Raw genomic sequence first — 17,005 nt, 5'->3', positions numbered from 1 at the left:
CTCAGATCTTCCAGCCGGAATGCAGCGCGGCGATGCCCATGGTCAGGTTGCGATATTTGACGTGCTCGAACCCGGCCTCGCGGATCATCGAGGCGAAGATCTCCTGCGTCGGGAACTTGCGGATCGATTCCACCAGATATTGATAGCTGTCGCGGTCATTCGCCACGATCTGGCCCATCACCGGGATGACGTTGAAGGAATAGGCGTCATAGACCGCCTGCAGCATGTCGTTCGGGATCTGGCTGAATTCAAGCACCATGATCCGCCCGCCCGGCCGCAGCACGCGATAGGCCTCGCGCAGCGCGTCGGGGATGCGGGTCACGTTCCGGATGCCGAAGGAAATCGTGTAGACGTCGAAGGTGTTGTCCTCGAAGGGCAGCTCCATCGCGTCGCCGACGACCCAGCTCAGCCGCTCGGCCATGTCCTCGGCCTCGGCGCGCTTCTGCCCCTCGATCAGCATCGATTCCGTCATGTCGCAGACGGTGGCCGTGGCGCCCGGCGCGCGCCCCAGGAAGCGGAAGGCGACGTCGCCGGTGCCGCCCGCCACGTCGAGCAGCTTCTGCCCCGGCCGCGGCGCAAGCCAGTCCATCATCGCATCCTTCCAGATGCGGTGGATGCCCATGCTCATCAGGTCGTTCATGATATCGTATTTCGAGGCCACGCGCGAGAACACGCCATGGACCATTCCGGCCTTCGCGTCCTCGTCCACGGTCTGGAAGCCGAAATGCGTGGTTCTCGTCTGTTCTGTCGTCATGGTCTCTTGCCGATCCCGAAATCTCCCCCTTCTTATAGGGGCCCTTTCGGCCAAGACAATGCGACAGGAACGAAGATGCCCGAACTGCCCGAGGTGGAAACCGTGCGACGGGGCCTTGCCCCGGCGATGGAGGGGCGGCGGATCGAGGCCGCGCAGGTGAACCGCCCCGACCTGCGCTGGCCCCTGCCCGAGAACATGGCCGGGCGTCTGACCGGGCGGCGCGTCGAGCGGCTGCGGCGGCGCTCGAAATACATCCTGGCCGATCTCGACAGCGGCGAGAGCCTGCTCATCCATCTTGGCATGTCGGGGCGGATGCTGGTGTCGGGGGTGATGCTGGGCGACTATCACCTCGACCATCCGGCACCGCAAAAGCACGATCACGTCGTCCTCGAGATGGAGGGCGGCGCCCGCGTCACCTTCAACGACGCGCGCCGCTTCGGGGCGATGGACCTTGTGCGCACCGACCGCGAGGCGGCGCATTGGCTGCTTGTGGGGCTGGGCCCCGAGCCCTTCGGCAACGAGTTCCACGAGGAGTACCTTGTGGAACGCCTGAAGGGCCGGGCCAGCCCGATCAAGACCGCGCTCCTCGACCAGCACGTCGTCGCCGGGCTGGGCAACATCTATGTCTCCGAGGTGCTGTTCCGTGCCGGCATCGACCCGCGCCGCGCGGCCGGTCGGATCGCGTCGAAGCGGATCGCGGCGCTTGTGCCGCTGGTGCGCGAGGTTCTGAGCGAGGCGATCGAGGCCGGCGGATCGTCGCTGCGCGACCATCGCCAGGCCGACGGCGAGCTTGGATATTTCCAGCATTCCTTCCGCGTCTACGACCGCGAGGGCGAGCCCTGCCCGGTCTGCGGCACACCGATACGGCGCATCGTGCAATCGGGCCGGTCGAGCTATTTCTGCCCGCAGTGCCAGAAATAGCGGTTATGCTGCACCTGCGAGAGGGTCTTGATAATCGCCCAGACCCTGTTACGACTCCGGCCCAGCATAAGGAAAGGCACTGCCACATGGCCTACCAGACCCTGATCGTCGAGATCGAAGACTATGTCGCCCTGATCCGGCTGAACCGCCCCGAAGCCCTGAACGCGCTGAACTCGACCCTGCTGGGCGAGCTGTCCGACGCGCTGGCCGCGGCGGACGCCAATGACAAGGTGCGCTGCGTCGTCATCACCGGCTCGGAGAAGGCTTTCGCGGCCGGCGCCGACATCAAGGAGATGTCGGAACAGAGCTTCGTCGACATGTTCACCAAGAACTTCTTCAGCACCGAGACCGACGGGATCCTCAAGACCCGCAAGCCGGTGATCGCGGCGGTGGCGGGCTATGCGCTCGGCGGCGGCTGCGAGCTGGCGATGATGTGCGATTTCATCATCGCCGCCGAGAACGCCAAGTTCGGCCAGCCCGAGATCAACCTCGGCGTCGTCGCCGGCATGGGCGGCACGCAGCGGCTGACCCGCTTCGTCGGCAAGTCGAAATCGATGGACATGCACCTGACCGGTCGCTTCATGGATGCGGCCGAGGCGGAACGCTCGGGCCTTGTCAGCCGCGTCGTGCCGCTTGCCCAGCTGCTGCCCGAGGCGATGGCCGCCGCGCACAAGATCGCCGAGAAATCGCTGCTGAGCACGATGGTCGTGAAGGAATGCGTCAACCGCGCCTACGAGACCACCCTCGCCGAGGGCGTGCATTTCGAACGCCGCATCTTCTACGCGCTGTTCTCGACCGAGGACCAGAAGGAGGGCATGTCGGCCTTCCTCGAGAAGCGCGAACCGCAGTTCCGCGACCGCTGAGCCGTCCCGAAGCCGATTGGCCGCCGAGGGGGCTTCCCTTTCGGCGGCTTTTGCCGTAATGGCAGCCCTCACATGCGCGTGCAGCCCGCTTTGGCTAGAATCATCCGGTTCTTCGAGAGACCGGGCTTTGTGCGCTATCCTGACGCAACTGACCCGGAAAGTGGGAAAGAACCATGGCCAATACGCCCCAGTCCAAGAAGCGCGCCCGTCAGAACGAGCGCCGCAACGACATCAACCGCGCGCGCCGCTCGCGCATCCGCACCTTCCTGCGCAAGGTGGAAGAAGCGATCGCCTCGGGCGACGCGACTGCCGCCAAGACCGCCCTGCTCGCCGCCGAGCCGGAACTGGCGCGCGGCGTGACCAAGGGCGTGCTGCACAAGAACACCGTCTCGCGCAAGGTTTCGCGCCTGTCGGCCCGCGTCAAGGCGCTGGCCAACTGAGCTGCAGATTGCTGCATCGCAGAGACTCAGTCTAAGGGCGCCCTCGGGCGCCCTTTTTCATATTTTCAATACATTTCAATGCATTAACCGCGCGTGTTGCGCGTTTCACCACGTCCGGAGATTCGATTTCGGGAATCCTCCGTCAAGCGCGAAGTTCGGTTGCAGCGCGCCGCACCCCCGGGCTAGCTTGCCTCAGCGATTCACGTCGCCTTGGGGGACATGACGCGTTCTCGACCGCCGGAGCAGGCATAAAGTCTGCCACGACAACGAAAAAAGCCGGGGGTTCCGGTGTCGAGAAAGCGAATCCGATTCTGAAGGCTGCCGCCTTCCGAGATTCGGCATCCAGTGCCTTGCCCGGTTTTGCCGGGCCTGTAGCCGTGTCCAAATGCAGGGGTTCCGGCCCGCGTCCGCGCGGGTCCCTGTTCCAGGGGGATGTGCGCACCGAAACTGCGTGTAGACTCTAAAGGCAACAAGAAGATGACCAAAGAAACCTGGGGGCGGGTGTGCAATGAACTTCTCAAGACTGTCGGCAAGAGCAACTACACGACCTGGATTGCGCCGCTGCGCATGATCGACATGTCCGAAGGCATCGCTGCCTTCGAAGCTCCGACGAAATTCATGCGTGACTGGGTGTCGCGCAACTTCGGCGAGGCGATCCTGCGCGAGCTGCGCAACGACGGTCATGTCGTCGAGCGGATCGAGTTCCGCGTGCCCGAGCTGCGCCCGATTCCGGCAAACGAGGTCTCGCGCCCTGCCGTGGCCGCGCCGGCCCCCGCCGCGCCGAAGGCCCGTGCCGAGGAAGATCTGCCCGGCGCACCGCTCGATGCCCGCTTCACCTTCGACAACTTCGTCGTCGGCAAGCCGAACGAGCTTGCCCATGCCGCCGCGCGCCGCGTGGCCGAGGGCGGACCCGTCACCTTCAACCCGCTGTTCCTTTACGGTGGCGTCGGCCTCGGCAAGACCCACCTGATGCACGCCATCGCGCACGAGTTGCAGATCCGCCGCCCCGAGGCGCGGGTGCGTTACCTGTCCGCCGAACAGTTCATGTACCGTTTCGTGCAGGCGCTGCGCGAACGCCAGATCATGGACTTCAAGGAGATGTTCCGCTCGGTCGACGTTCTGATGGTCGATGACGTGCAGTTCATCGCCGGCAAGGACAGCACGCAGGAAGAGTTCTTCCACACCTTCAACGCGCTCGTCGATCAGGGCAAGCAGATCATCATCTCGGCCGACCGCGCGCCGGGCGAGATCAAGGATCTCGAGGAACGGATCAAGTCGCGCCTGCAATGCGGCCTGGTCGTCGACCTGCACCCCACCGATTACGAGCTGCGCCTTGGCATCCTGCAGACCAAGACCGAGGCTTACCGCGCGCAATACCCGGGGCTGAAGATGGCCGATGGCGTGCTCGAGTTCCTCGCGCATCGCATCACCACCAACGTGCGCGTGCTCGAAGGCGCGCTGACCCGGCTCTTCGCCTTCGCCTCGCTCGTCGGCAAGGAGATCACCCTCGATCTGGCACAGGAATGCCTCACCGACATCCTGCGCGCCTCGGACCGCAAGGTCACCATCGAGGAGATCCAGCGCAAGGTGGCCGAGCATTACAACGTGCGGCTTTCCGACATGATCGGGCCGAAGCGCGTGCGCACCATCGCCCGGCCGCGGCAGGTGGCGATGTATCTGTCGAAGCAGCTGACCACCCGGTCGCTGCCCGAGATCGGCCGCCGCTTCGGCGGGCGCGACCACACCACGATCATGCACGGCATCCGCAAGATCGAGGAGCTGATGGGCTCTGACCGTCAGATCGCCGAAGATATCGACCTGCTGCGCCGCCTTCTCGAGTCCTGAGTCTTGACGCTTCGGCCAAAGCGGCCGAATGTCCGAAAAAACTTGTGCCGGTGCGGGGAGATGCTACCTTTCCGCCCCCGGTTGCCGTGAGGGATGGAAATGAAGATCAGCATCGAACGCGCCGCACTGCTCAAGGCCGTGGCGCAGGCCCAGTCGGTCGTGGAGCGGCGCAACACCATCCCGATCCTGGCCAACGTGCTGGTCGAGGCAGAGGGCGACAGCGTGTCCTTCCGCGCCACCGACCTTGACATCGAGGTGGTGAACAAGGCCCCGGCGCAGGTCGAGCGCGCGGGCGCGACGACGGTTTCGGCGGTGATGCTGCACGAGATCGTGCGCAAGCTGCCCGACGGTGCGCTGGTCGTGCTCGCCGACGATCCGGCCGCGGGGCGGCTGACGATCCAGGCGGGGCGGTCGAGCTTCAACCTCGCCACGCTGCCGAAGGAAGATTTCCCGGTCATGGCCTCGTCGGAATACACGGCGAATTTCACCGCCAAGGCGGGGATGCTGAAGCGGCTGTTCGACAAGTCGAAATTCGCGATCTCGACCGAGGAGACGCGCTATTACCTGAACGGCGTCTACATGCATGTGGCGACCGGCGAGAGCGGCCCGGTGCTGCGCTGCGTGGCGACCGACGGCCACCGCCTGGCCCGCATCGACGCGCCGTTGCCCGCGGGCGCCGAAGGCACGCCGGGCGTGATCGTGCCGCGCAAGACGGTGAACGAGCTGCGCAAGCTTCTCGATGACGACGAGGCCGATATCGCGGTCTCGGTCAGCGAGACCAAGGTCCGCTTCGCCACGCCCGAGATCACCCTGACCTCGAAGGTCATCGACGGCACCTTCCCCGATTATTCGCGTGTGATCCCGATGGGCAACGCCCGCCGGCTGGAAGTGGATGCGGCGGAGTTTGCCAAGGCCGTCGACCGCGTGGCCACCGTGTCCTCGGAACGCTCGCGCGCCGTCAAGCTGAGCCTCGAGGAAGACCGGCTGGTGCTCTCGGTCAACGCCCCCGATTCCGGCGCGGCCGAGGAAGAGCTGGCCGTCGCCTATGACGACGAGCGGCTGGAGATCGGCTTCAACGCGAAATACCTGCTGGAGATTGCCAGCCAGGTCGACCGCGAGAACGCCGTCTTCCTGTTCAACTCCTCGGGCGATCCGACACTGATGCGCGAGGGCAATGACACCTCGGCGGTCTATGTCGTGATGCCGATGCGCGTGTGAGGCGCACGAACGCCTCCGGCGGGAGTCTTTTTTGCCAGGAAAACGAGGGGCCGATGCTGCGGGACCTGACGCTGCTGCAGTTCCGCTCGCATCGCCGTGCGCAGTTCACCTTCGACGGCCGGCCGGTGGCGATCTGGGGGCCGAATGGCGCGGGCAAGACCTCGGTGCTTGAAGCCGTGTCGCTGCTGTCGCCGGGGCGCGGGCTGCGCCGGGCGGGCGCCGAGGAGCTGATCCGCCGGCAGGAGGCCGTGGGCTGGAAGATCCGCGCCGAGATCGGCGGTCAGGCGGTCGAGACCATGGCCCTGCCCGGCGCCTCGCGCGAGGTGACGATCGACGGCAAGGCCGCGCCGCAGCTGGCGCTTGGCCGGCTGATGCGGGTGCTGTGGCTCGTGCCCTCGATGGACCGGCTCTGGATCGAGGCGGCCGAGGGGCGGCGGCGGTTTCTCGACCGGATGACGCTTTCCTTCGATCCCTCCCATGCCGAGGCGGTGCTGGCCTATGAAAAGGCGATGCGCGAGCGCAACCGGCTGCTCAAGGACATGGTGACCGACGCGGGCTGGTATGGCGCGCTCGAGACGCGGATGGCCGAAGCCGCCGGGCGGATCAGCGCGGCGCGGACCGAGGCGCTGACCCGGATCGCGGCGGCGCAGGCGGGCGCGGCGACGGCCTTTCCGGCGGCGACGCTGACGCTGGTGAACGAGGGGCCGGCGGATCTGGCGGCGGCGCTGGCCTCGGGGCGGCGGCGTGACATGGCGGCGGGGCGTACGCTCGAAGGCCCGCACCGCGCCGATCTCGAGGCGATCTATGCCGAGAAGGCGATCCCGGCCGCGCAATGCTCGACCGGCGAGCAGAAGGCGCTTCTGATTTCGCTTCTGCTGGCCAATGCGCGGGCAGTTGCGGGCGCGCCTTGCGTGCTTTTGCTCGACGAGGTCGCGGCGCATCTGGACGCGGGCCGGCGCGCCGCGCTTTATGACGAGGTCTGCGCGCTCTCCGCGCAGGTGATGATGACCGGCACCGGGGCCGAGCTGTTCGACAGCCTCGGCACACGGGGTCAGGGCTGGCAGGTGACCGAGGCGGGGGGCACCTCGCAGGTCGAGGAGGTGCAATGAGCTATCCGGTGCAGCGCGTGACCCTGATCACGCTCGGTGTACGCAACCTGACGAAGGCGCGCCGCTTTTACGAGGCGCTTGGCTGGCGCCCGGCCGAGGCGACGCAGGCGGTGGTGTTCTTCCGCATGCCGGGGATGGCGCTTGGCCTCTTCGGGCTGAAGGATCTGGCCGAGGATCAGGGCCGGCCCGAGGTGCCGCTGGGCACCGGCGCGATCACGCTGGCGCAGAATTTCGCCACCGAGGCCGATGTGGATGCGGCCTTCGCGGCCGCGCTCGCCGCCGGCGCCGAGCCGGTGAAACCGCCCGCACGCACCTTCTGGGGCGGCTATTCCGGCTATTGGGCCGACCTTGACGGCCATGTCTGGGAAGTGGCGCGAAACCCGTTCTGGCCGCTTGCGGAAGACGGAACGCTGGCGCTGCCGGACGGCACCGTCCTGCCCTGAAAACCCCGCTGACGCGTGACATTCCCCCGCCGAACTCCTATAAGTCCGCAACACTTGTCAGGATAGGCGCGCATGACCGAAAACAGCCCGAAGAAGTCCGACTACAGCGCGGAGTCCATCAAGGTTCTCAAGGGCCTGGAGGCCGTGCGCAAACGGCCGGGCATGTATATCGGCGACACCGACGACGGCTCGGGCCTGCATCACATGGTCTATGAGGTCGTGGACAACGGCATCGACGAGGCGCTCGCGGGCTATGCGAATTACGTCGCGGTGAAGATCCACGCCGACAGCTCGGTCTCGGTGCGCGACAACGGCCGCGGCATCCCGGTCGACATGCACCACGAAGAGGGCGTCTCGGCGGCCGAGGTCATCATGACCCAGCTGCACGCGGGCGGGAAGTTCAACAACACCGACGAGGGCGGCAACGCCTACAAGGTCTCGGGCGGGTTGCATGGCGTCGGCGTCTCGGTGGTGAACGCGCTGTCCGACTGGCTCGAACTCAAGGTCTGGCGCAACGACAAGGTCTATTTCGCCCGTTTCGAGAAGGGCGAATGCGTCGAGCATGTGCGCGAGATCGGCGATGCGCCGGGCGAGAAGGGCACCGAGGTGCGCTTCATGGCCTCGGCCAAGACGACCGATCCCGAGGGCACCTTCTCGAACCTCGACTACAGCTTCAAGACACTGGAAACGCGGCTGCGGGAACTGGCCTTCCTGAACTCGGGCGTGCGCATCCTGCTCGAGGACGAGCGCCCGGCCGAGCCGCTGCATGTCGAGCTGCATTATGACGGCGGCGTCAAGGAATTCGTCAAATACCTCGACCGCTCGAAGAGCGCGCTGATCCCCGAACCGATCTACATGGTCGGCGAGGTGCGCGGCATCGGCGTCGAGGTGGCGCTGTGGTGGAACGACGGCTATCACGAGGCGGTGCTGCCCTTCACCAACAACATCCCGCAGCGCGACGGCGGCACGCACCTGGCCGGCCTGCGCGGCGCACTGACCCGGACGCTGACGAAATACGCCCAGGACAGCGGCATCGCCAAGAAAGAGAAGATCGACTTCACCGGCGACGACGCCCGCGAGGGGCTGACCTGCGTTCTGTCGGTCAAGGTGCCAGATCCGAAATTCTCCAGCCAGACCAAGGACAAGCTCGTTTCCTCCGAGGTCCGGCCCGCGGTCGAGAACCTGGTGAACGAGAAGCTTGGCGAATGGTTCGAGGAACACCCGGGCGAGGCGCGCACGATCGTCGGCAAGATCGTCGAGGCGGCGCTTGCCCGCGAGGCGGCGCGCAAGGCGCGTGAACTCACCCGGCGCAAGACGGCGATGGACGTCGCCTCGCTACCCGGCAAGCTGGCCGATTGCCAGTCGAAGGACCCCGCCGATTCCGAACTCTTCCTGGTCGAGGGGGATTCGGCCGGCGGCTCGGCCAAGCAGGGGCGCGAGCGCAAGAACCAGGCGGTGCTGCCCTTGCGCGGCAAGATCCTGAACGTCGAGCGCGCGCGCTTCGACCGGATGCTCGGCTCGGAACAGATCGGCACGCTGATCACCGCGCTTGGCACCGGCATCGGGCGCGACGAGTTCAACATCGACAAGCTGCGCTATCACAAGATCATCATCATGACGGATGCCGACGTCGACGGCGCCCACATCCGCACCCTGCTGCTGACCTTCTTCTTCCGGCAGATGCCCTCGCTGATCGAGAACGGCTATCTCTACATCGCGCAGCCGCCGCTGTACAAAGTGACGCGCGGCAAGTCCGAGGTCTATCTGAAGGATCAGGCCGCCTTCGAGGAATTCCTGATCCATCAGGGCACCGAGGGCGCGCGGCTGCGGCTTGGCGACGGGCAGGAGATCACCGGTGCCGATCTCGAGCGCGTGGTCGAGGAGGCGCGGATGATCCGCCGCATCCTGCAGGCCTTCCCGACGCATTACCCGCAAAGCATCCTCGAACAGGCGGCGATCGCCGGCGCCCTGGTGCCCGGCCGGGTCGATGCCGATGCGCAGGGCGTGGCGAATGCGGTGGCGACGCGGCTCGACCTTGTTGCGCTGGAATACGAGCGCGGCTGGAGCGGCCGTCCGACGCAGGACCACGGGCTGCGCTTCGCGCGCATGGTGCGCGGCGTCGAGGAGCACCGCACCCTCGACGGCACAGTGCTGCGCTCGGGCGAGGCGCGGCGACTGGCGCAGCACACCGCGCTGCTGCAGGAGGTCTATGGCACGCCTGCGAAGCTGATCCGCAAGGACCGCGAGCAGCTGATCTATGGCCCGCTGGCGCTTTTGCAGGCGATCCTGTCGGAGGGCGAGAAGGGGCTGACACTGCAGCGCTACAAGGGGCTGGGCGAGATGAACCCGGAACAGCTGTGGGAAACCACGCTCGACCCCTCGGCGCGCACCCTGCTGCAGGTGAAGATCGACGATGTGGCCGAAGCCGACGACATCTTCACCAAGCTGATGGGCGACGTGGTCGAGCCGCGCCGCGAATTCATCCAGCAAAACGCGCTCAACGTCGAGAACCTCGACTTCTGAGCCCCGATCGGGCGCCGGCAGATCCGGCGCCCGATCCCGCGCCCCGGGCCTTAACCCTGACGGGCGATCGTTTCCCCATTCTGTGCAATTCCCCCGTATTGTCCCCGCCGGGCCCCATTTGCGCCCGATTTCACACCGATGGATTGAGGGACCGAGAAACGTTCCCGAAGGGTGCACAATGGACCGCCTGACCGAAATGGAAGCCTTTGCCACTGTCGTCGATCAGGGCGGCTTCACCGATGCGGCGAAGAAGATGGGCATCTCCAAGTCTGCCGTGTCGAAGCACGTCTCGGCGCTTGAGGCGCGTCTTGGCGCAAGGCTTTTGAACCGCACCACCCGCCGCGTCTCGCCGACCGAGATCGGCCTTGCCTATTACGACCGCGCCCGGCGCGTGCTGAACGACGCGGGCGAGGCCGACGCGCTGGTCACCGCGATGCAGGTGGCGCCCTCGGGTCTGCTGCGGATTTCCGTTGCCACCGATTTCGGGGTGAACCTGCTGTCGCCGGTGCTGGGCGATTTTCTGCAGGAATATCCCGAGATCACCGTGAACATGGTGCTGACCAACCGCTATGTCGAGCTGATCTCGGAAGGCTTCGACATGGCGATCCGGGTGGGCGAGCTGGAAGACAGCACGCTGCGCGCGCGCAAGCTGACCGAAAGCTCGCGCCGGATGATCGCCGCGCCCTCCTATTTCCAGAAATACGGCCGGCCGCTGAAGATCGACGATCTGAACGAGCACAAGCTTCTGCATTATTCCAGCCAGTCGAACGGCAACGTCTGGAAGATCACCGCGCCCTCGGGCGAGCGGCGGCAGGTGCGCTCGGCCGGCTGGCTGACGGTGAACGACGGGCAGTCGCTTCTGCATGCCTGCATCGCCGGGCTCGGCATCGCCTATCTGCCCTCGTTCCTCTACGCCGACGCGATGAAACAGGGGCTGGTCGAGGAGGCGATCCCCGATCTGCCGATGGAGACGCTGGGCATCTATGCCGTCTATCCGCCCGGGCGCTTCACCCAGCCCAAGGTGCGCGCCTTCATCGACTTCCTGGCCCAGACCTTCGCCGACAAGGGCCCCGACAACTGGTGAATTCCCTCGCGCGGCGCCACTCCGTCGGGCGCCGTCACTGACGGGTCGGGGCAAGGATCGCTTCGACCCGTCTGTTTTTGTCCCGCCCCTCGGGGGTCAGGCTGGTGGCGCGCGGCGCCAGCCAGCCCGCGCCCTCGGCGTTCACCTGCTCGGGCGCGACGCCGTAATCGGCGATCAGCCGCGCCCGCACCGATTCCGCCCGCCGCTTCGACAGCGCGATATTCGCCTCGAGCCCACCGGTCGCATCGGTATGCCCGACAAGGACGATCACTGCCTCGGGCCGGGTCGACAGGTAATCGGCCAGCGCCTTGAGCGAGGTGAAATCCTCGGGGCCAAGATCGGTCGCGCCGCTCTCGAAGATCAGGTCATCCAGCGCCACCGCCCCTTTCGCCTCGATCTGCGTGGCGAAATCCGAGGGCGCGATCGCCGGCGCGGGCGTCGGCGAGGCGAGCGGATTGTCCGGCGTGGCCGGGCGCACGTCCTGCACCGTCATCGTCGTCAGATGCAGGAAGCCCGATTCCGAGGAGCGCGAGACGGTCAGCGCCAGCCAATCGGTGCCCCGCCGCGCCGAGAGATAGCGGAAATCGCCCAGATCGACGTGCATCTCGGGCTCGGAGAGCAGGTCGAGCTCATAGCGGAAGTCGAAGCCGCCGCAGGCCTCGGTCTCGCATTGATAGAGGATGGTATAGCCCGCCGCCTGGATCTGGTCGCGCAGGGGCGCGAGGATCTGCAGCGTCGTCTCCTGATCGGCGCGCAGCCGCCAGGCGGTGTCGGTGCGCGTGCCCTCGAGCGTGCTCGCCGGCCCCACGCCATCCTGCCAGGGACCGGTCAGCATCCGATAGCTGGTGGCGGCATTGGTGGCCTCGGCCGAGACCGCGGCGCCCTCGGGCAGCGACAGCTCGAGCGGCGCGGCAAGAACGGGAGAGGCAAGCAGGGCGGCGCCAATCAGCGCCAGAACGGGCAGTCTCATGCGGCAGGCTCGCGGCGATAGTGGTAATTGCCGGCCGGCACCATGCCGAGCGCGGTATAAAGGGCAATCGCCGGCGCATTGGCGCTGCGCACGACCAGGGCGAAGGTCTCGGCGCCCTCGCCCCCGGCCCAGCGGACGGCTTCGGCCATGATCGCGCGGGCAAGGCCGCGACGGCGGAAGGCGGGCAGCACCTCGAGCGCGTGCAGCATCGCGACGCCGTCGTGGATCGCGACGAAACCCGCCCCCGCGGCGCGGTCGGACGTGCGGCCCAGAACCGCGGCCTTCGGGCCCGCCGCGCGCTCGGCCACCGCCTGACGCTCGGGGCCGATCTCGCCCTCGCTCCAGACCTCGCGGGTGATGGCCAGCGGCGGCCAATGCGCGAAGGCGGTGACCGGCGGCACGTCGGAGGGCAGCGCCGCAATCGGCGCGGTGAAGAGGGTGACCGGGTCGAAGAGTTCGAAGCCGCGCGCGGCCAGCGCCGCATCCAGCGCCGCCTCGCCCGGACGGACGATGAACTTCGGCGGCTGGCCAAGGGCGCGATGCGCGGCGACGGCGGCATCGATGTCTGCCTCGTCCAGCGGCACTTCAAGGCTTGCGGTGCTGACGCGCGAGCCGCCGCCCAGCCCCTCGCGCACCTTGAACCCGCCCGCAAGCCGGGTGCTGGCGGCGGGCCAGGTGGCGTCGATCACCTCGAAAAGATCGGTCATTGCCCCTCCGGGAAGGTGGCCTGCAGCGCGGCGAAGGCCCCTTCGAGCGCCGCGGGAACGGTCGAGCGCACCACGAGGTTGGTGCCATAACGCCCCTCGGTGACGAAGGGATAGGAGCCGAAGCTCGCCTCGGGATGCGCCGCGGCAAGCGCGCGCAGCGCGTCGGCGATCGTCGCCTCGGGCACCATCAGCTGAAGGCTGCGGCTGAGGAGCGGCGCGCCGCCGGTGAGCCGCGGCAGAAGCCCCGCCACCATCGCATGGAAGATGTTCGGCACCCCCGCCATCACGTGGCAGTTCTCGACCGAGAAGCCCGGCGCCGCCGAGACCGGGTTGTCGATCAGCGCCGCCCCCTCGGGGATGCGTGCCATGCGCAGCCGCGCCTCGGTGAACTCGAGGCCGCGGGCGGCGTAATGGGCGGCCAGGATCGCGCGGGCATCCTCGCGCACGCCGATGGTGCGGCCAAAGGCATCGGCCACGGCATCGGCGGTGATGTCGTCATGCGTCGGCCCGATGCCGCCCGAGGTGAAGAGCTGGTCATGCGCCGCCGAGAGCTCGCGCACCGCGGCGACGATGGTGGCGTGGTCGTCGCCGATGACGCGGATCTGGCGCAGGTCGATGCCCACCTTGACCAGCTCCTGCGCGAGGAACCAGGCGTTGCCCTCGCGGGTGCGGCCGGTGAGGATCTCGTCGCCGATGATCAGGATGGCAGCGGTCGGATTGGGCATGTCGGGCCTCCTTTTGCGCAAATGTATAGGCCCGCGCCCGGTGCCGGAAAAGCCCGGCTCTGGCCAAGCCATGCTTTTGTGACTATCTAGGGGGCCAACAAGCAGGAGAAGATCAGTGGAAGAGAGTCGGGGCCGCGTCACCAAGGACGGGATTCGCATCTACAACACCACCAGCGATTTCGATGGCATCCGCGCCGCCTGCCAGGTCACCGCACAGATCCTCGACGAGGTCGCCGACCTCGTGAAGCCGGGCGTGACCACGGCAGAGCTCGATGATTTCATCCGCAACCGCCTTGTCGAGCTCGGCGCCACCTCGGCGACGATCGGCTATCGGGGCTACAAGCACGCCTCGTGCATCTCGGTGAACCATGTCGTGTGCCATGGCATCCCCTCGGACAAGGTGCTGCACGACGGCGACATCCTGAACATCGACGTCACCGTCATCCTCGACGGCTGGTTCGGCGACAGCTCGCGGATGTATGTCGCGGGCAATCTCAGCCGCAAGGCCGAGCGGCTGATCGACGTCACCCATGAATCGCTGATGATCGGCATCGAGCAGGTGAAGCCCGGCAACACCTTCGGCGACATCGGCCACGCGATCCAGACCTATGTCGAGGGCAACCGGATGAGCGTGGTGCGCGACTTCTGCGGCCATGGCGTCGGCCGCGTCTTCCACGCCCCGCCGAACGTGCTGCATTACGGCCGCGCGGGCTCGGGCCCGGTGCTGGAAGAGGGGATGATCTTCACCATCGAGCCGATGGTGAACCTTGGCCGCTATGAAACCAAGGTGCTGGCCGACGACTGGACCGCGGTGACCCGCGACAAGTCGCTGTCGGCGCAGTTCGAGCATTGCGTGGGCGTGACCGCCGACGGCTGCGAGATCTTCACCCTCTCGCCCGCGAACCGCTTCCATCCGACCTGGCGCTGAGCCGGGGGAAGCGCCGGGGGCCCTGCCCCCGGGCCCCCGGAGTATTTTCGCCAGGAAAACACCGAAGGCTCAGAGCCCGATCAGGGCCGGCACCTGCGCCATGTCGGTGAAGATCTCTGCCCCCGCCGCCGCAAGCCGCGGGTTCTCTCCCTGCGGCGCATAGCCGAGACAGCGCATGCCGGCGGCCTTCGCCGCGCGCGCGCCGGTCGCGCTGTCCTCGATCACCACGCAGCGCGCCGGATCGGCGCCAAGCGCGCGGGCCGCGTGCAGGTAAAGATCGGGCGCGGGTTTCGGGCAGCCCAGATCCTGGCCCGAGAACAGCAGCCCCTCGAGCCGGGCGCGGATCTTCGGGTGCTGGCCCAGCGTCGCCTCCATCTTCGCGCCGCGCCCGTTCGAGCCGACGGCGAAGGGAATCCCCTCGGCGTCAAGCCGGGCGAGCAGCGCGGCCACCCCCGGCATCAGCGGCGTGCCGGCGCGCAGCCGGGCGTAGAGCCGCGGGTAATAGCTGTCGACCCAATCGGCGGGCAGCGCCGCGCCAAGCGCCCGGCCCTGCTCGGCCACGCCCTCGATGGTGCCGCCGATGAACAGATCCTCGAGCGCCGGGATCTCCATCGGCAGCCCGTGCGCGGCAAAGTCCGACTGGATCAGGGCGAAGGTGGCGGGCTCGCTGTCGACGAGCACGCCGTCGCAGTCGAAAAGAACAGCCTGGGGTTTCATGCGGGCATCCGGGCAAGGGTGACAAGGGTATCGCCGTAGCGGCGCTGGTCGATCTGTTCGAGCGGCGCGGGCACGGCGGGGGAAACGCTTTCCTCCCACACGATCATCGCGCCCGGGGCGATCCAGCCATTCGCGAGGCAGGAGGCCACCGCCTTCTCGCCCAGCCCCATGCCATAGGGCGGATCGAGGAAGACAAGGTCATAGCCCGCACCACGGCACGGGCCCATGGCGGTGGCGTCGCGGCGCCAGACATCGGTGACGCCCATCGCCCGCATCAGCTCGATGTTGCGGCGCAGAAGCGCGCGCGCCGCGGTGCCGTCGTCGACGAAGGCCACGCGCGCCGCGCCACGCGACAGCGCCTCGAGACCAAGCGCGCCGGTGCCGGCGAAGAGGTCAAGCACCCGCGCGCCCGGCACCGGGTTGCCGTGCGTGCCGTTGATCAGAAGGTTGAAGATCGACTCGCGCACGCGGTCGGTCGTCGGGCGCAGATGCGCCTGCGCATCGCCCTCGCCCACATCGGCGAGCTTCAGGCCACGGCGGTCTCCCCCGATGATCCTCATTTCATCAGCGCCTTCAGGTCTGTTTCGGTGGCGATCTGTTCGGGCGTCACGGGCTTGCCCGCCTCGATCAGCCGCTTGCCGATCATATAGGCCCGGGCATCGTTCAGCGCGTCGACGGCGATCAGAGTCTCGCCGCGGAAATACCAGAACGAGGCGCCCTCGCCCTGCCGCGTCACCACCCGGTCATAGCCGGTGTTGAGCCCGGCGATCTGCAGCTTGGCGTCGAACTGGTCGGACCAGAACCAGGGCCTGGGCGCATAGGCCTTGCCGGCGCCCAGCATGTTCTCGGCCACCAGCTCGCCCATGTCGATGGCGTTGCCGACGCTTTCCATGCGCAGCCGCGCGCCCATCCAGGGGAAGGCGGCGCAATCGCCCGCGGCCCAGATCGACGGGTCGTCTGTGCGGCCCGTCGCATCGACGGCGATGCCGTTCTCGACCTTCAGTCCCGCCGCCGCGGCCAGCCCGGTCTCGGGCGTGACGCCGATGCCGGTGATGACGAAATCGGCGTCGATGACCCGGCCGTCGGCCAGCTCGGCGCCGGTGACGCGGGTCTCGCCGGTCAGCCGCTTCAGCCCGATCCCCTCGAGGATGGTGACGCCATGGGCGACATGCAGGGCGCGGATGGCGCCGGCGGTCTCGGCGCAGGCGACGCGGCCGAGGATGCGCGGCGCCGCCTCGATCAGCGTCACGCTCAGCCCGAGTTTCGAGGCGACCGCCGCGGCCTCGAGCCCGATATAGCCGCCGCCGATCACCACGAGGCGGCGGCCGGCGCGGAATTCGGGCTCCATCGCGTCGACATCGGCAAGGGTGCGCACGGTATAGACGCCGGGCAGCTCGCCGCCGATCGCCGCGGGCAGGCGGCGCGGCGGGGCGCCGGTGCACAGCGCCAGCTGGTCATAGGCGAACACCTCGCCCGCCGCCGTCACCGTCTTCGCGGCGCGGTCGATCACCTCGACGCGCAGCCCGGTGCGCAGCGTGATGTCATTCGTCGTCCACCAGTCGGCACCGCGCAGCGTCAGCCGATCGAGCGGCATCTGGCCCAGAAGATAGCCCTTCGACAGCGGCGGGCGCTGATAGGGCGCGACCGGCTCCGCGCCAAGGATCGTCACCGCGCCGACATAGCCCAGCCCCCGCAATTTTGCCGCCATCGACGCTGCCGCCTGGCCGCCCCCGACAATCACGATCCCCGCCATCATCT

17 protein-coding genes are annotated in these 17,005 nt (G+C 67.5%); 10 read left to right on the top strand and 7 right to left on the bottom strand.

Features of this window, described 5'->3' with window-relative positions:
• Position 1 precedes the first annotated feature (1 nt).
• A complete protein-coding gene (gene ubiE / locus DYS74_RS12640) occupies positions 2-754 on the bottom strand; it encodes a bifunctional demethylmenaquinone methyltransferase/2-methoxy-6-polyprenyl-1,4-benzoquinol methylase UbiE (RefSeq protein WP_121534053.1) in 753 nt (250 codons plus the stop codon).
• 75 nt (positions 755-829) lie between these two features.
• Here ubiE and mutM point away from each other — a divergent pair, with 75 nt between their 5' ends.
• The 9 genes from mutM (at position 830) to DYS74_RS12595 (ending at position 11,200) form a co-directional block, all read left to right on the top strand.
• Positions 830-1,675, top strand: a complete 846-nt coding sequence (gene mutM / locus DYS74_RS12635) for a bifunctional DNA-formamidopyrimidine glycosylase/DNA-(apurinic or apyrimidinic site) lyase (RefSeq protein ID WP_121534052.1) — start codon at positions 830-832, stop codon at positions 1,673-1,675.
• A gap of 86 nt (positions 1,676-1,761) precedes the next feature.
• The gene (locus tag DYS74_RS12630) at positions 1,762-2,538 is read left to right on the top strand and encodes an enoyl-CoA hydratase (protein WP_121534051.1); all 777 of its coding nucleotides are present in this window, start codon (positions 1,762-1,764) and stop codon (positions 2,536-2,538) included.
• 173 nt (positions 2,539-2,711) lie between these two features.
• Positions 2,712-2,978, top strand: coding sequence for a 30S ribosomal protein S20 (rpsT, locus tag DYS74_RS12625; RefSeq protein WP_113901618.1), 267 nt, complete (start codon positions 2,712-2,714; stop codon positions 2,976-2,978).
• A gap of 477 nt (positions 2,979-3,455) precedes the next feature.
• On the top strand, positions 3,456-4,823 hold the full coding sequence (dnaA, locus tag DYS74_RS12620; RefSeq protein WP_220668845.1) for a chromosomal replication initiator protein DnaA: 1,368 nt from the start codon (positions 3,456-3,458) through the stop codon (positions 4,821-4,823).
• Positions 4,824-4,922: 99 nt separating this feature from the next.
• Positions 4,923-6,041: a DNA polymerase III subunit beta gene (dnaN, locus tag DYS74_RS12615; protein WP_121534049.1), complete on the top strand. Its 1,119-nt coding sequence runs from the start codon at positions 4,923-4,925 to the stop codon at positions 6,039-6,041.
• 53 nt (positions 6,042-6,094) lie between these two features.
• The gene (gene recF / locus DYS74_RS12610; protein ID WP_121534048.1) at positions 6,095-7,150 is read left to right on the top strand and encodes a DNA replication/repair protein RecF; all 1,056 of its coding nucleotides are present in this window, start codon (positions 6,095-6,097) and stop codon (positions 7,148-7,150) included.
• Complete coding sequence (locus tag DYS74_RS12605; protein WP_121534047.1) at positions 7,147-7,593, top strand: VOC family protein; 447 nt, start codon at positions 7,147-7,149, stop codon at positions 7,591-7,593. The genes recF and DYS74_RS12605 overlap by 4 nt, the downstream gene beginning before the upstream one ends.
• A 72-nt stretch (positions 7,594-7,665) precedes the next feature.
• A complete protein-coding gene (gene gyrB, locus DYS74_RS12600; RefSeq protein ID WP_121534046.1) occupies positions 7,666-10,116 on the top strand; it encodes a DNA topoisomerase (ATP-hydrolyzing) subunit B in 2,451 nt (816 codons plus the stop codon).
• A gap of 178 nt (positions 10,117-10,294) precedes the next feature.
• Positions 10,295-11,200 carry a LysR family transcriptional regulator gene (locus tag DYS74_RS12595; protein ID WP_121534045.1) on the top strand — a complete coding sequence of 302 codons (906 nt, stop codon included), beginning with the start codon at positions 10,295-10,297 and terminating at the stop codon, positions 11,198-11,200.
• 34 nt (positions 11,201-11,234) lie between these two features.
• Here DYS74_RS12595 and DYS74_RS12590 read toward each other — a convergent pair whose 3' ends face one another.
• From DYS74_RS12590 to DYS74_RS12580, 3 genes are read right to left on the bottom strand one after another with little or no spacing between them, the layout of a single operon-like run.
• Positions 11,235-12,170 carry an OmpA family protein gene (locus tag DYS74_RS12590; RefSeq protein WP_121534044.1) on the bottom strand — a complete coding sequence of 312 codons (936 nt, stop codon included), beginning with the start codon at positions 12,168-12,170 and terminating at the stop codon, positions 11,235-11,237.
• Entirely contained in the window at positions 12,167-12,877 is a 711-nt protein-coding gene (locus DYS74_RS12585; RefSeq protein WP_121534043.1) for a GNAT family N-acetyltransferase, read from the bottom strand. The genes DYS74_RS12590 and DYS74_RS12585 overlap by 4 nt, the downstream gene beginning before the upstream one ends.
• Positions 12,874-13,602, bottom strand: coding sequence for a competence/damage-inducible protein A (locus tag DYS74_RS12580; RefSeq protein WP_121534042.1), 729 nt, complete (start codon positions 13,600-13,602; stop codon positions 12,874-12,876). The genes DYS74_RS12585 and DYS74_RS12580 overlap by 4 nt, the downstream gene beginning before the upstream one ends.
• A gap of 115 nt (positions 13,603-13,717) precedes the next feature.
• Between DYS74_RS12580 and map the strand changes: the two genes are divergently transcribed.
• Positions 13,718-14,530, top strand: a complete 813-nt coding sequence (gene map, locus DYS74_RS12575) for a type I methionyl aminopeptidase (protein WP_121534041.1) — start codon at positions 13,718-13,720, stop codon at positions 14,528-14,530.
• Between the two features lie 69 nt (positions 14,531-14,599).
• On the opposite strand, the gene DYS74_RS12570 is transcribed toward map, so the two are convergent.
• Genes DYS74_RS12570 through DYS74_RS12560 form a run of 3 tightly spaced genes read right to left on the bottom strand, consistent with a single transcriptional unit; the run spans position 14,600 to position 17,000 of the window.
• Complete coding sequence (locus DYS74_RS12570; RefSeq protein WP_121534040.1) at positions 14,600-15,247, bottom strand: HAD family hydrolase; 648 nt, start codon at positions 15,245-15,247, stop codon at positions 14,600-14,602.
• Positions 15,244-15,807: a 16S rRNA (guanine(966)-N(2))-methyltransferase RsmD gene (gene rsmD, locus DYS74_RS12565; RefSeq protein ID WP_121534039.1), complete on the bottom strand. Its 564-nt coding sequence runs from the start codon at positions 15,805-15,807 to the stop codon at positions 15,244-15,246. The genes DYS74_RS12570 and rsmD overlap by 4 nt, the downstream gene beginning before the upstream one ends.
• Entirely contained in the window at positions 15,804-17,000 is a 1,197-nt protein-coding gene (locus DYS74_RS12560; RefSeq protein WP_121534120.1) for an NAD(P)/FAD-dependent oxidoreductase, read from the bottom strand. The genes rsmD and DYS74_RS12560 overlap by 4 nt, the downstream gene beginning before the upstream one ends.
• Positions 17,001-17,005 lie beyond the last annotated feature (5 nt).

Origin of the sequence: Paenirhodobacter hankyongi (assembly GCF_003664585.1) — a bacterium.
GTDB classification, from domain to species: Bacteria; Pseudomonadota; Alphaproteobacteria; order Rhodobacterales; family Rhodobacteraceae; genus Rhodobacter; species Rhodobacter hankyongi.
Note: the sequence above shows the minus strand (reverse complement) of the source record. Positions and strands in the feature narration are given on the sequence as shown.

What these genes read in the sequence shown, in the direction of transcription:
- ubiE (WP_121534053.1), bottom strand. Translation starts at nt 754, where the DNA reads ATGACGACAGAACAGACGAGAACCACGCATTTCGGCTTCCAGACCGTG.
- mutM (WP_121534052.1), top strand. Translation starts at nt 830, where the DNA reads ATGCCCGAACTGCCCGAGGTGGAAACCGTGCGACGGGGCCTTGCCCCG.
- DYS74_RS12630 (WP_121534051.1), top strand. Translation starts at nt 1,762, where the DNA reads ATGGCCTACCAGACCCTGATCGTCGAGATCGAAGACTATGTCGCCCTG.
- rpsT (WP_113901618.1), top strand. Translation starts at nt 2,712, where the DNA reads ATGGCCAATACGCCCCAGTCCAAGAAGCGCGCCCGTCAGAACGAGCGC.
- dnaA (WP_220668845.1), top strand. Translation starts at nt 3,456, where the DNA reads ATGACCAAAGAAACCTGGGGGCGGGTGTGCAATGAACTTCTCAAGACT.
- dnaN (WP_121534049.1), top strand. Translation starts at nt 4,923, where the DNA reads ATGAAGATCAGCATCGAACGCGCCGCACTGCTCAAGGCCGTGGCGCAG.
- recF (WP_121534048.1), top strand. Translation starts at nt 6,095, where the DNA reads ATGCTGCGGGACCTGACGCTGCTGCAGTTCCGCTCGCATCGCCGTGCG.
- DYS74_RS12605 (WP_121534047.1), top strand. Translation starts at nt 7,147, where the DNA reads ATGAGCTATCCGGTGCAGCGCGTGACCCTGATCACGCTCGGTGTACGC.
- gyrB (WP_121534046.1), top strand. Translation starts at nt 7,666, where the DNA reads ATGACCGAAAACAGCCCGAAGAAGTCCGACTACAGCGCGGAGTCCATC.
- DYS74_RS12595 (WP_121534045.1), top strand. Translation starts at nt 10,295, where the DNA reads ATGGACCGCCTGACCGAAATGGAAGCCTTTGCCACTGTCGTCGATCAG.
- DYS74_RS12590 (WP_121534044.1), bottom strand. Translation starts at nt 12,170, where the DNA reads ATGAGACTGCCCGTTCTGGCGCTGATTGGCGCCGCCCTGCTTGCCTCT.
- DYS74_RS12585 (WP_121534043.1), bottom strand. Translation starts at nt 12,877, where the DNA reads ATGACCGATCTTTTCGAGGTGATCGACGCCACCTGGCCCGCCGCCAGC.
- DYS74_RS12580 (WP_121534042.1), bottom strand. Translation starts at nt 13,602, where the DNA reads ATGCCCAATCCGACCGCTGCCATCCTGATCATCGGCGACGAGATCCTC.
- DYS74_RS12570 (WP_121534040.1), bottom strand. Translation starts at nt 15,247, where the DNA reads ATGAAACCCCAGGCTGTTCTTTTCGACTGCGACGGCGTGCTCGTCGAC.
- rsmD (WP_121534039.1), bottom strand. Translation starts at nt 15,807, where the DNA reads ATGAGGATCATCGGGGGAGACCGCCGTGGCCTGAAGCTCGCCGATGTG.
- DYS74_RS12560 (WP_121534120.1), bottom strand. Translation starts at nt 17,000, where the DNA reads ATGGCGGGGATCGTGATTGTCGGGGGCGGCCAGGCGGCAGCGTCGATG.